Raw genomic sequence first — 11,713 nt, 5'->3', positions numbered from 1 at the left:
CGGTTGCCGGTTGGGAGGAGACCGCCGGCAACAGGCATGACAATCGGAGTTGAACGGAAGCAGTAGGGCATTCGCAGGCAACGGGAGGAGACCGTGGTCGGAACACACATCGCGCAACACACGAACCGCGTGCAGGCGGCGATCGCTTCCAACGAAGCGGCGCGCTCGGCGCTGGTCGCATCATGGCAGCGCTCGCTGGCTTTGCATCATCTCGATCCCGCAGCGTCCGCTCCGCCGCAACGGCTGACATCGGCCGAGTTGCGGCATGCGCGCCAGCGCATCGAGCCGCTGCTTTATGCCGCGCAAGCCAGTCTCGACCGGTTGTATCAGGCTGTTGGCGGCGTCGGCTGTTGCGTACTTCTGGCCGATCGCGACGGTATTCCGTTGGAGCGCCGTGGTGCTGCCGGCGACGACGAGACCTTTGATGAATGGGGTCTTTGGACCGGTACTGTCTGGAGCGAGCGCTCGGAAGGCACGAACGGGATCGGCACCTGCCTGGTTGAGCAGAGGGCACTGACGATCCACCGCGACCAGCATTTCTTCTCGCGCAATACGCTGATGTCTTGCACCACCGCGCCGATCTTCGATCATCAGGGACGGCTGGCGGCCGCACTCGACGTATCGTCCTGCCGCGCTGATCTGACGGAAGGGTTTGCAAGCCTGATTGCGGTGGCGGTTGCCGATGCCGCGCGGCGGATCGAAGCCGAGACCTTCCGGCTGGCTTTTCCAAGTGCCCGCATCGTGGTTGCACCAACAGCGGACAAAGCGGGAGGAGGGCTGCTGGCGCTCGATGCCGACGACATGGTGGTTGGTGCGACGCGGGTCGCGCGCCAAGCACTCGGCCTGTCCGACGAGGTTCTTTTGGGAACGTTGCCGGCCTCCGAGCTACTTGGTGGTCAGCGCGCCGAGGACCTCACGGATGCCGAGCGTGGCGTATTGCAGCGTGCCTTGGCGCGCGCCGGCGGCAATGTTTCGGCTGCGGCCAAGCTGCTCGGCATCAGCCGGGCCACCATGCATCGCAAGCTGAACAAGACCGGGCTCGAGCGGCCGCACTAGATCACCTTCCGCACTGCACCCTGTCTCAGATCTGCGACACTCCTTATCCCCTGGAGGCTCGGGAGAGATGACAGGTTTCGCTTTGCCGACGATGCTCCTGCCTAAGCGCCTAAAGGCGCGTGTTCATCTGGGAGGTCATCATGAACAAGCCTGAATTTCTGCGCGCGGCCAAGGTCCCCTTTGCCAAGCGCTATGACAATTTCATCGGCGGCGAATGGGTCGCACCGAAATCCGGCCGCTATTTCGAAAACATCTCGCCGGTGACAGGCCGTCCGCTCGGCGAAGTCGCGCGCTCCGAAGCTGCCGACGTGGAAGCCGCGCTCGACGCCGCTCACAAGGCAAAGGATGCTTGGGGTCGCACCAGCCCACAGGAACGCGCCAGCGCGCTGCTCAAGATCGCTGACCGCATGGAAGAAAATCTCGACCTGCTGGCGCTGGCAGAGACCTGGGACAACGGCAAGCCGATCCGCGAAACGACCGCAGCAGACGTGCCACTCGCGATCGACCATTTCCGGTACTTTGCCGGCGTACTAAGGTCGCAGGAAGGCGGTATTTCCGAGATCGATCACGACACGGTCGCCTACCACTTCCATGAGCCGCTCGGCGTCGTCGGCCAGATCATTCCCTGGAACTTCCCGCTGCTGATGGCCTGCTGGAAGCTGGCGCCCGCCCTAGCCGCCGGCAACTGCGTGGTGCTGAAGCCAGCCGAACAAACGCCGGCCACCATCATGCTGTGGGCTGACCTGATCGGTGATCTTCTGCCGGCCGGCGTGCTCAACATCGTCAACGGCTTCGGCCTCGAGGCCGGCAAGCCGCTAGCGTCGTCGAACCGTATCGCCAAGATCGCCTTTACCGGCGAAACCTCGACCGGCCGGCTGATCATGCAATATGCCAGCCAGAACCTCATTCCGGTGACGCTGGAACTCGGCGGCAAGTCGCCCAACATCTTCTTCGAAGACACGGCAGCCGATGACGACGACTTCCTCGACAAGGCGATCGAGGGCTTCGTGATGTTTGCGTTGAACCAGGGCGAGGTCTGCACCTGCCCGAGCCGCGCGCTCGTGCATGAGAAGATCTACGACAAGTTCATCGAAAAGGCCCTGAAGCGCGTCGATGCCATCGTGCAGGGCGACCCGCTCGATCCCGCCACCATGTTGGGTGCGCAGGCCTCGCAGGAGCAGTTGGACAAGATCCTCGGCTATTTCGACATCGGCCGTCAGGAAGGCGCGGAAGTGCTGACGGGTGGCGAGCGCGCCAATCTCGAAGGCGATCTGGCTGGCGGCTATTACGTCAAGCCGACGGTCTTCAAGGGCCACAACAAAATGCGCGTCTTCCAAGAGGAAATCTTCGGGCCGGTGGTGTCGGTCACGACCTTCAAGGACGATGAGGAAGCGCTGTCGATCGCCAATGACACGCTCTACGGCCTTGGCGCCGGCATCTGGACCCGTGACGGCACGCGCGCTTACCGCTTCGGCCGCGCCATCCATGCGGGCCGTGTGTGGACGAACTGCTATCATGCCTATCCCGCCCACGCGGCCTTCGGCGGCTACAAGCAGTCCGGCATCGGACGCGAAACGCACAAGATGATGCTCGATCACTACCAGCAGACCAAGAACATGCTGGTGTCTTACAGCCCGAAGAAGCTCGGCTTCTTCTGAGCGATACGCGTACGGGCGACGTCTTTCCGGCGTAGCCTGTTTCTTGAAAGGTAATTGATGTCGGCGCACACCTCGCTCAACAAGGTTTCGGCCACGCATGCTGCAAGGGAGCTGCTGGCCGAGATCATTGCCGAGCATGGCCCGGTGCTGTTTCATCAGTCCGGCGGCTGCTGCGATGGATCTTCGCCGATGTGTTATGCGCGCGGCGAGTTCCTGATCGGCGACCACGATGTGCTTCTGGGCGAGATCGACGGCACGCCGTTCTATATCGGAGCGGCAAACTACGAAGTGTGGAAGAACAGCGACCTCATCATAGACGTAGTACCCGGCCGTGGCGGCATGTTCTCGTTGGACAATGGCCGGGAGAAGCGCTTCCTGACGCGATCGACAGTCTGCGCGGTTTCCTGACGGCAGTTGCGGGCAAAGAAAAAGGCGGGACCAAAGCCCCGCCTTTTTGCTTTCTGCTTACTGCTTGAAGCGATCCTGCTCATACCTGCGGATCACGCGTTCTCCGCCACCATCGGGACGACGATCTTCACCGCGATCGACACGTTCATCGCGCGGCTCGGGGCGACGGTCGGGGCCTGGGCCACGATCATCCCGGCGCTCGTCGCGGCCACGGTCTTCGCCGCGATCCCGGCGCTCATCCCAGCCGGCGCGACGGTCGCGATCGTCACGACGGTCTTCCCAGTCACCACGACGCTCGCGGCGGTCTTCCCAATCTTCGCGGCGGTCCCGGCGATCGCGCCAGTCATCGCGCGGCGGGCGCGGACGGTCCCATCCACCACGGCGATCCCAACGGTCGCGGTCGCGATAGAAGGAGCGGCCGCGGTAGTGATCATCCCAGTAGCTGCCTACAGAGAAGCCGATGGTTGGTGCGCCGATATAGCCGACGACGCGTTCGCCGGTGTAACGGCGGCCGTTCTGGACGTAAGCGAGATAATTGGACGACATCCAGCCGCGCTGTGGGCCATAAGACACGTCGCACCAGGAGCGATTGCTGAGGCAGCCGTAAACGCGCACGCTGTAGCCGGCCTGAACGATGTTGACGGCCGGATACTCGGTGGACGGACCCGCGCGCAGATTGACGTTCGTGGTCGCGATGGCCGTGGAAGCCGCCGATGCGATGCCGGGGAGACCCGCGGCCACAACCAAGGCAGCCGCACCCAAGATCTTCTTATTCATAGGTACCTCTTTCGTATTGGCCGCAAACCAACTGGCTGCGCTTTGGTTCCTTCTACCCAACAGCATCTAAGCCGAAGCTGAATGCCTGGGTCAGGTTCCGTTCATCTGGTGCGGCTTGCCTTTCAATGCAAACGATCGAGTAACTGCGCAAATTGGTTGCGCCCGGACAATGACAAACCGCGCGCCATCTGCGATCACAGGATATGCGAGGGATGAGGCAGCTTCTGGATGATCGTTGGGCGGGCGGCATGGCTGCTGCGCTGACGGCGACGTTCGTCCTCGTGCAGGTGCTGCTTTCTGCTTGGCTATGCGCTTCCAATGTGCTGGTCAGCAACGAGCGCACCACCGTTATCTGTCACGGAACAAGCACGACCACGATTGTCTCGCATCAAGACGGCGCGCCGCCTTCGCCGCTCGATCATTCTTGTCCCTGCGGCACACTTTGCGGTGTCGGGGTGGCCGTGCTGGCACCAATCCCCGGAGATGGGGGCATCTATGCCTGGACCAACGCCGTCGACATCGATTTCATCGGCAATCCCGGCGAACGCTTGGTTCTCCGTTTCTCCGGCGCGCCCCTGTTTCCCACGGGGCCGCCGTCGTTATCCGCCTGACGTTCCCATTCTTGATCGTTCATCCGGAGACCATCCATGTCCCACTTCATTGTGCGGGCGCTGTGCGAGGCCGTGTGCCTGCAAGCGTTCAACCAGCCAGGTCTATACAGCCCATTCGTCCACAACGGAGCGCAGCCATGAGCCTCGCTTCGTCTCACACCACCGGTCATTCAACCGGCGTAGCGCCGCATGCCGTTCCGCAACACGGTTCGAGTTTCAAGGCGTTCATCTCGCGCTTTCACTTCTATGTCGGCCTGTTTGTCGGCCCCTTCCTGATCGTCGCGGCGATCACCGGCACGCTTTATGCCCTGACCCCCCAGATCGAGACCTGGCTTTATCGCGAGCAACTCACGACAACCTCGACCGGCGAGCCGCAGCCTCTGGCCGCGCAGGTGCAGGCCGCGCGGACCTATATCGGCGACGCGCCAACCTTATCGGCTGTGCGTCCCACCACCGGACCCGGCATGACCACGCGGGTGATGTTTACGGATCCCGCACTCGGCGCTTCCGAAAGCCGGGCGATCTTCGTCGATCCGGTGACCCTCGACATCAAGGGCGACCTGATCGCTTACGGAACCAGCGGCATCCTGCCGTTCCGCACGACGCTCGATTACCTGCATCGAAGCATCATGCTGGGCGATCTCGGCCGTGCCTATAGCGAGCTTGCCGCGTCCTGGCTGTGGATCCTGACGCTGGGCGGCGTACTGTTGTGGCTGTGGCGCTCCACCGGAAAGCTCGCCAATCAGCAACCGGCCAACAAGAGCCTGCAACTGCATCACAAACACGGCATCATTGGCGTCGTGCTGTCGCTCGGCCTCCTTTTCCTGTCTGCGACGGGGCTGACCTGGTCGCAATGGGCCGGAGCGCGGATCGACGATCTGCGCAACACGATGGGCTGGATCACGCCGACGGTTTCCACATCGCTCGAAGGCGCGCTGAGCGACACCGGCGGCGAACATGCTGAACACAATGCGGCAGCGGCGGGCGGTCATGCTCACCATCATACGCCGGGGATGGTAATGCCGGCGGACGATCCTTCAACCAGATTGGATGAAGTGCTGACTGCCGCGAAGGCAGGCGGCATCGATTCGCCGATGCTAGAAATCAAGGTGCCGAAGCCCGGTTCAGCCTGGGTGGTGCGGGAATATGATCGCGCCTGGCCAAGCCAAGTCGACACGGTCGCGATCAATCCGAACACGATGGCCGTGACGAGCCGCGCCGACTTCGTGACGTTCCCGATCAGCGCCAAGCTCGTGCAATGGGGCATTGCGGCGCATATGGGCCTGCTGTTCGGCATCGTGAACCAGCTTGTACTCGCGGTACTCGGCATCAGCCTCGTGGCCGTGGTGATCTACGGTTACCGCATCTGGTGGCGGCATCGGCCCAAGCCTGGCGCCTTGCCGCATACGCTCGTGCAAAGCTGGCTTCGGCTGAACATCACCTGGAAAGCCATCATGCTGGTCACGGTGGTGGTCCTTGGCTGGGCGCTGCCCGTTCTGGGTGTCAGTGTCGTCGCGTTTGTTCTGGTTGATATTCTCCGCTGGCGCATGGCTCAGCCACCGGCTGCCGCCTAACCACACCCATGCTGCGCGTGGGCCAAGCCAAGCCGCGCGCAGCTCCTTTGATGAGGCAAGCTTTTCATTTTGGAACGCTGGCTTACAGTGTGCATTCGGCTCTGAGGGGGACAGAATGCCACATCCACTCATCACCTATCTTCAGCGGCGAGACAGCCTGTCCGATGAAGAGAAATCCGTGCTCGAACGGATGACCCATCGCCAGGAAACCATCGCAGTGCGGACCCCCATTGTTCGGCAAGGCAGTCGGCCCACGCAAAGCTGTGTATTGTTGCAAGGTATCGCGTATCGCGAGCATCTGCTGCGGAGCGGCAAGCGGATGATCAGCGCCGTCCACATTGCCGGTGATTTTGTTGATCTGAACGGCATGCTCTTGGCCAAGATGGATCATGGCGTGAGGGCCGCAAGCGCTTGCACTGTCGCCTGGATCCCGCATGCCGAGGTCATCCGTTTGACGGAAACGCATCCTCACCTCGGAAGATTGTTTTGGATGACGACTGTAACCGACGCCGCGCTGACACGTGCGGCTGTCTCGGTCGTGGGACGTCTGCCTCCACCGGCCAAGTTGGCGCATATGGCCTGTGAGCTTTACCTTCGCATGTCCGAAGTGGGTCTGGCTAAGAACTGGTCGTTCGATCTGGCCATCACCCAGCTCGACCTGGCCGACATGTTCGGCCTCTCGACCGTCCACCTCAACCGCAGCATGCAAACTCTGCGCGCCACGAACGCCATATCGTGGGATGGGTCGCGGGTGGTGATTCACGATTGGCGCAAGTTGACCGATATCGGCGAATTTGACCCGACCTATCTGAACCTGGAGCCGAAGCCGCGGTAAGGCGTGCCGCATCCGTCCACCTGCATTTTTGGGAGATCGTTCAGGATCTAGTCATCAGGGTCCCTTATGATCTGCCTTCCCAAAGAACACAGAAATGGAGGTTCCCATGGAAAGACGACATTTCCTCACAGGCTTGCTCGGTCTTGCCGGCGCTGTTGCCGTTGCAAAGGTCGTTGGCCCAACTGAAGCCGACGCAGCTGTTGTAAAGCCGAGCGGCATCCTCGATGACCTGGACGCTTCGACGCCCGAGGTCACGGAAGTCCGCGATCACCGCGACCTTCGCCGTCATGATCGCCGTGGGCATGGCCGTCGTCACGACCGTCGTGGCCGTCGCCGCAGGGTGTCGCGTCAGGTTTGCCGGCGTGTCCGCCATCACGGACGCTGGGAACGCCGCTGCCGTCGCGAGCGAGTCTGGATCGGCTATTAAGGCCAACAAGAAACCCCGGTCATCGTACCGGGGTTTTTGTTTCAGGCGACTATCTCGCGGCTAAGCGTTAGAGAGACGGTGCCCAATTCCTTCGGGCCAACCAAGCGAGGGCCATCTTTGCGCAGTTTCGATTTCAGCTCCTGGCAAAGCGTCTTGATGACGCTGATCGGCCTCGCTTTGTTTACGCTCATCAGCATGGGCATTCGCTTGCTGATGATGTTCACGGTGCAGCGCCGCCGCGAACGGTTCAACCGGCAGATCAATGAGCGTCTGCGGACGCTGATTGCAGCCTATAAGACGCTGGGCGGCTCGTTCACCGGCGACCTGAGCGTCAACCCCGCCCATCGCCGCGACTTGCGTGTTCCAGAAACGATCGAGCCCGCCATCGACTCGGAAGGTGTTGCAACAGCGCCAGGTGAAAACGGGAATGCCGACTGGGATCGCCCCCGCCGCATCCGCGATGCCGTGGAAGCAACGCTGTCGGACATCATCCTGCTCGGCACCGAAGAACAGGTTCGCCTCGCCGAGCGCGCCGTTCGCGACCTGGTTGCCGGCCGAACCGTCCACACGCACGAACTGGTCATCTCGCTGCGCGACTTCATCCGCGATGCACTCGATCTCGCGCCGATCCCTTCAGATTTGCAGATCCCTGCGCAAGGCCCCGCGCGCCCATCGAGTTCAGGCGGCGGTCGTGGCAAGGGTGAGCGCGGTGGTGAAGGATCGCGCGGCGGGGGAGGGGGGGGCGGAGGTGGTGGTATGGGTGGCGGCGGGATGGGAGGCGGCTTCGGTATGGGCGGCAATGCCGATCCGCATCCGTCCGATTCAAGATCGGGCGCTTAGCCAGTTGTTCAGGAGGTTGGAGCGGGTAGCGGGAATCGAACCCGCGCGTTCAGCTTGGGAAGCTGACAAGCTACCATTACATCATACCCGCACAACGATAGCGGTAGCATGAGGCAGGCTTGCCCGCAATCAGCTGCGTGCTGCCTTGATCCGGCCGGACTGGCTTTGTATGCGGCTTATCCAAGACCAAGTCCGATGATGGAGTGGATCAGGCAATGTCAGGCGGCGTGACGCGGTTTCTGGGTGACAGCCCCTTTCGCGTTTTGATCAAGCTGATCGTCGTGTCGCTCCTGGTGGGCATGGTCCTGGCTTTCCTGGATTGGAGCCCGTGGGACGTCTTCTACTGGTTCGCCGACACGTTCCGGGCGATCTGGGATTTCACTTTCTCCACCTTTGACCGCTTCACGAGCTACCTGCTTCTGGGCGCCGCGATCGTCGTGCCGGTGTTTCTGCTGCTGCGTCTGTTGAGCTACCGGCGCTAGACGAAGTCGGCTGCCGTTTCGAACAGGATGGCGTGGCGGGCGGCCACCTCCTCCACATCGCGCGAATAGCCACCGCCGATCACGCCGCAGAGCGGAATGCCGGCAGCGCGCACCGTGTCGATCACGAAGCGATCGCGGGCGCGCAGACCCTCATCCGTCAGAGATAGGCGGCCAAGCCGATCGTCGCGATGAGGATCGACGCCGGCATTGTAGAAAACGAGGTCGGGCTGCTGGTGGAGCAGGCCGGGCAGGTATTCAGCCAGAATGTCGAGATAGGCGCCGTCGTCCAAAGCATCGTCGAGCGGGACATCGAGGTCGGACACGGCCTTCTGCATGGGATAGTTGCGCGCGCCATGCATGGAAAAGGTGAAAGCGCGCCGCTCCCCGCCGAGAATGTCCGCCGTTCCGTCACCCTGATGCACGTCGAGATCGACGATCAGGATGCGGTGCACCTCGTGGTTGGCAAGCAGAGCGAGGCTGGCGACCGCCACATCGTTGAGGGTGCAGAAGCCCGCACCTTGCGCATGGCGGGCATGATGACTGCCGCCGGCCGCATTGCAGGTGATGCCGCTTTCCAGCGCAATCCGCGCCGCCATCAGCGTACCGGCCGTAGCGAGCTGAGCACGGCGCGAAACGCGCTCGCTCACCGGAAAGCCGATATCGCGCTCGATCACGGGCGGCACGGCGCAGGCAACGACTTGGTCGATATAGGCCGGGCTATGGGCGAGCTTCAGCAGCGACGGATGCAGAAGCTCGGGCTGGTGCAGATTATCCCGCTCCACCAATCCGCGCGCTTCGAGCACACGCATGAGCGCGCTGTACTTGCCCATCGGAAAACGGTGAGCAGGGTCGAACTTCGCGTCGTAATCGGGATGGTGGATAATCGGCAGGCGCATCGGCCGTGAGATAGGGCCGCATGGCCTGCGGCCCAAGGTTCAAGCCGCGCGCTCGGCCCATTCTTTCACGCCGCTGTCGCGCAATTGACTAAGCTGAGTCAGTTTGAGCTTGGTTGCATGTTCCGACAGGCCGCGAAGGATGCGGCCGGGCAGAGACGGCCCACCATAGATCATGCCGGTATAAACCTGCATGAGATCGGCGCCGGCCCGGATCTTCTGGATCGCAGTCTCGGCAGACTCGACACCGCCGACGCCGATCAGCGCCATGGCGGGACCGACGCGCTGTCGCATCTTGGCGAGGATCACGGTGGATGGCACAAACAAGGGCCGTCCCGACAAGCCACCGGTCTCCTTGCTTTGATGATCGGCCAGAGGCGGACGGGCGATGGTGGTGTTGGAGACGATCAGCCCCTCGATGCCGCTTTTCAGGACAGCTTCGGCGATGGCATCGAGCGCGAGATCGTCCAGATCCGGCGCGATCTTCAGGAAGACCGGCGGCTTGGCGCTCTGGCGGGCGCGCTCCTCGCAAACCACATCGAGCAGCTGTGCCAGCGCTTCCGGGTCCTGCAGGCCGCGCAAACCGGGCGTGTTGGGCGAGGAGATGTTGACGGTGATGTAGGAGGCGAGATCGGCGAAACGTGCGACGCCCAGCCGGTAATCCGCCATTCGGTCGGCGCTATCCTTGTTGGCACCGATATTGACGCCGAGGATGCCCTTGCGCGCGCGACGGCTGAGGCGGGCATAAGCTGCGTCATGGCCCTCATTGTTGAAGCCGAGCCGGTTTATGACCGCATCGTCCTTCACCAGCCGGAAGATGCGCGGTTTGGGATTGCCGCTTTGTGGCTTGGGCGTGATCGTACCCACTTCGGCGAAGCCGTAGCCAAGCTTTAAAAGCGCATCCGGCACTTCGGCATTCTTGTCGAAGCCGGCGGCCATGCCGAGCGGGTTGGGAAAGGAGAGACCAGCCACCGTGGTCTTCAGGCGGCTGTCATTGACCGTGCAGGCCGGGACAAGGCCGGTTTTTAGGCCGGCGATGGACAGCCCGTGTGCGGTTTCGGGATCAAGGCGGAACAAGGTGCTTCGGCCAAGCGCGAACAAGTCGATCATTAGGCGTCCAGATCAGGGAAGGCGTGGGTTCCGTTTTCATTGGCGGGCAGGGGCTTGACCCACAACACGGCTGACAGAGGCAGCGGCGCATAAAGATGCGGGAACAGCGCGCCGCCTCGCGAGGGTTCGTAGCGCAAGTCCTTGCCGAGTGCGGCTTCATCGATGGCGGCGAGCAGCAGATCGCTTTGGCCGGCAAAGTGCTTGGCAGCCGTTTCCTTGACCTGTTCGGCGGTAGAAAAGTGGATGAAGCCGTCGGCCTCATCGACCGGAGCCCCGGTGAACTCGCCAGCCGCTTCGGCCTGCTGCCAAAGCGCACGGGGTGTGATCTTATAGATGGTCATGGCGCTGCTATAGGCTGGGCTAACAAGTCGCGAAAGCTGGGTGACGCATTTCCGGCGCAAAAAGCCGTTAGAAAAGTTTGATCGAGAAGGAGACCCTTCCATGCACAAGACTAGTTTGAGCTTCGCGCTTCTCCTTGGCCTCGGGGCCACCGCACAGGCGCAAGGTTCCGAGACCTTCCGTCTGGAAAAGACCGAGCACGGCTATGTCAGGCTGAACACGCAGACCGGCGCGATGTCGATCTGCGAAGAGCGTGATACGCAGCTGGTTTGCCGCATGGCCGCCGACGAAGCAGCCGCCGGCACGGATCAGGCAGACGGTTTGCATGCGCGGATCGACCGTTTGGAGGCGCGTATCGCCACCTTGGAACGTCAGCAGAAAAGCACGGACGTCGCGGCGGATGAAGAGTTCGACAAGGGGTTGCACCGGATGGAACGGTTCCTCCGCGGCTTCATGGGCATCGTCAGAGAGTTCGAGTCCGACCCCAAGTCGCAGCCGGACCGAACCTGATCCTCAGATCGCTTCGACAGGCTCGTTGCTGTCCGGTCCTCTGCCAGGAAACTCGGCCGGCGCTTGATCCGGACCCGGTGCCGGATCGGGCGTACCCTCCGGTAAAGGCGGTTCCTTCTGCGGGATCGGCTCCAGATCCGGCGGCAGGGGACCGGGCTCGTGGTCGGGAATGGGGCGTTTTGGATCGCTCATA

At 62.3% G+C, this 11,713-nt stretch carries 15 protein-coding genes and 1 tRNA gene; 10 read left to right on the top strand and 6 right to left on the bottom strand.

What is annotated here, in order from left to right; genetic code table 11:
• Positions 1–93: 93 nt before the first annotated feature.
• The 3 genes from IE166_RS10950 (at position 94) to IE166_RS10940 (ending at position 3,122) form a co-directional block, all read left to right on the top strand.
• On the top strand, positions 94–1,056 hold the full coding sequence (locus tag IE166_RS10950) for a helix-turn-helix domain-containing protein (RefSeq protein ID WP_189503764.1): 963 nt from the start codon (positions 94–96) through the stop codon (positions 1,054–1,056).
• 140 nt (positions 1,057–1,196) lie between these two features.
• Positions 1,197–2,714 (top strand): aldehyde dehydrogenase, encoded by a 1,518-nt coding sequence (gene adh, locus IE166_RS10945; RefSeq protein ID WP_189503762.1) that lies wholly within the window; start codon positions 1,197–1,199, stop codon positions 2,712–2,714.
• Between the two features lie 57 nt (positions 2,715–2,771).
• A complete protein-coding gene (locus IE166_RS10940; RefSeq protein WP_189503760.1) occupies positions 2,772–3,122 on the top strand; it encodes a DUF779 domain-containing protein in 351 nt (116 codons plus the stop codon).
• A gap of 57 nt (positions 3,123–3,179) precedes the next feature.
• On the opposite strand, the gene IE166_RS10935 is transcribed toward IE166_RS10940, so the two are convergent.
• A complete protein-coding gene (locus IE166_RS10935; RefSeq protein WP_189503758.1) occupies positions 3,180–3,899 on the bottom strand; it encodes an SH3 domain-containing protein in 720 nt (239 codons plus the stop codon).
• A 248-nt stretch (positions 3,900–4,147) separates the two neighbouring features.
• Here IE166_RS10935 and IE166_RS10930 point away from each other — a divergent pair, with 248 nt between their 5' ends.
• The 5 genes from IE166_RS10930 to IE166_RS10910 all read left to right on the top strand — a co-directional run bounded on the left by IE166_RS10930 (position 4,148) and on the right by IE166_RS10910 (position 8,186).
• Positions 4,148–4,510 carry a hypothetical protein gene (locus IE166_RS10930; RefSeq protein ID WP_189503756.1) on the top strand — a complete coding sequence of 121 codons (363 nt, stop codon included), beginning with the start codon at positions 4,148–4,150 and terminating at the stop codon, positions 4,508–4,510.
• 137 nt (positions 4,511–4,647) lie between these two features.
• The gene (locus tag IE166_RS10925) at positions 4,648–6,084 is read left to right on the top strand and encodes a PepSY-associated TM helix domain-containing protein (protein ID WP_189503754.1); all 1,437 of its coding nucleotides are present in this window, start codon (positions 4,648–4,650) and stop codon (positions 6,082–6,084) included.
• Positions 6,085–6,199: 115 nt separating this feature from the next.
• A complete protein-coding gene (locus IE166_RS10920) occupies positions 6,200–6,919 on the top strand; it encodes a Crp/Fnr family transcriptional regulator (RefSeq protein ID WP_189503752.1) in 720 nt (239 codons plus the stop codon).
• Between the two features lie 106 nt (positions 6,920–7,025).
• Positions 7,026–7,346: a protamine-2 (modular protein) gene (locus tag IE166_RS10915; RefSeq protein WP_189503750.1), complete on the top strand. Its 321-nt coding sequence runs from the start codon at positions 7,026–7,028 to the stop codon at positions 7,344–7,346.
• Positions 7,347–7,502: 156 nt separating this feature from the next.
• On the top strand, positions 7,503–8,186 hold the full coding sequence (locus IE166_RS10910; protein ID WP_210312962.1) for a hypothetical protein: 684 nt from the start codon (positions 7,503–7,505) through the stop codon (positions 8,184–8,186).
• A 17-nt stretch (positions 8,187–8,203) separates the two neighbouring features.
• Here the strand turns inward: IE166_RS10910 and IE166_RS10905 are convergent.
• Positions 8,204–8,277 (bottom strand) — tRNA-Gly (locus IE166_RS10905).
• Between the two features lie 124 nt (positions 8,278–8,401).
• On the opposite strand from IE166_RS10905, the gene IE166_RS10900 reads away from it, so the two are divergent.
• Positions 8,402–8,668, top strand: coding sequence for a DUF6460 domain-containing protein (locus IE166_RS10900; protein WP_189503746.1), 267 nt, complete (start codon positions 8,402–8,404; stop codon positions 8,666–8,668).
• Here the strand turns inward: IE166_RS10900 and IE166_RS10895 are convergent.
• The 3 genes from IE166_RS10895 to IE166_RS10885 are packed head-to-tail and all read right to left on the bottom strand — an operon-like array spanning position 8,665 to position 11,012.
• On the bottom strand, positions 8,665–9,564 hold the full coding sequence (locus IE166_RS10895; protein ID WP_189503744.1) for a histone deacetylase family protein: 900 nt from the start codon (positions 9,562–9,564) through the stop codon (positions 8,665–8,667). The two genes, IE166_RS10900 and IE166_RS10895, sit on opposite strands and share 4 nt — an antisense overlap.
• A 39-nt stretch (positions 9,565–9,603) precedes the next feature.
• Entirely contained in the window at positions 9,604–10,671 is a 1,068-nt protein-coding gene (locus IE166_RS10890; protein ID WP_189503742.1) for a quinone-dependent dihydroorotate dehydrogenase, read from the bottom strand.
• Positions 10,671–11,012, bottom strand: a complete 342-nt coding sequence (locus tag IE166_RS10885; RefSeq protein WP_189503740.1) for a DUF952 domain-containing protein — start codon at positions 11,010–11,012, stop codon at positions 10,671–10,673. The genes IE166_RS10890 and IE166_RS10885 overlap by 1 nt, the downstream gene beginning before the upstream one ends.
• A gap of 100 nt (positions 11,013–11,112) precedes the next feature.
• Here IE166_RS10885 and IE166_RS10880 point away from each other — a divergent pair, with 100 nt between their 5' ends.
• Complete coding sequence (locus tag IE166_RS10880; protein ID WP_189503738.1) at positions 11,113–11,520, top strand: hypothetical protein; 408 nt, start codon at positions 11,113–11,115, stop codon at positions 11,518–11,520.
• A 3-nt stretch (positions 11,521–11,523) separates the two neighbouring features.
• Here the strand turns inward: IE166_RS10880 and IE166_RS10875 are convergent, their stop codons facing one another.
• The gene (locus IE166_RS10875; protein ID WP_189503736.1) at positions 11,524–11,712 is read right to left on the bottom strand and encodes a hypothetical protein; all 189 of its coding nucleotides are present in this window, start codon (positions 11,710–11,712) and stop codon (positions 11,524–11,526) included.
• Position 11,713 lies beyond the last annotated feature (1 nt).

Origin of the sequence: Tianweitania populi, from assembly GCF_014652875.1 — a bacterium.
Classification (GTDB): Bacteria; Pseudomonadota; Alphaproteobacteria; order Rhizobiales; family Rhizobiaceae; genus Tianweitania; species Tianweitania populi.
Note: the sequence above shows the minus strand (reverse complement) of the source record. Positions and strands in the feature narration are given on the sequence as shown.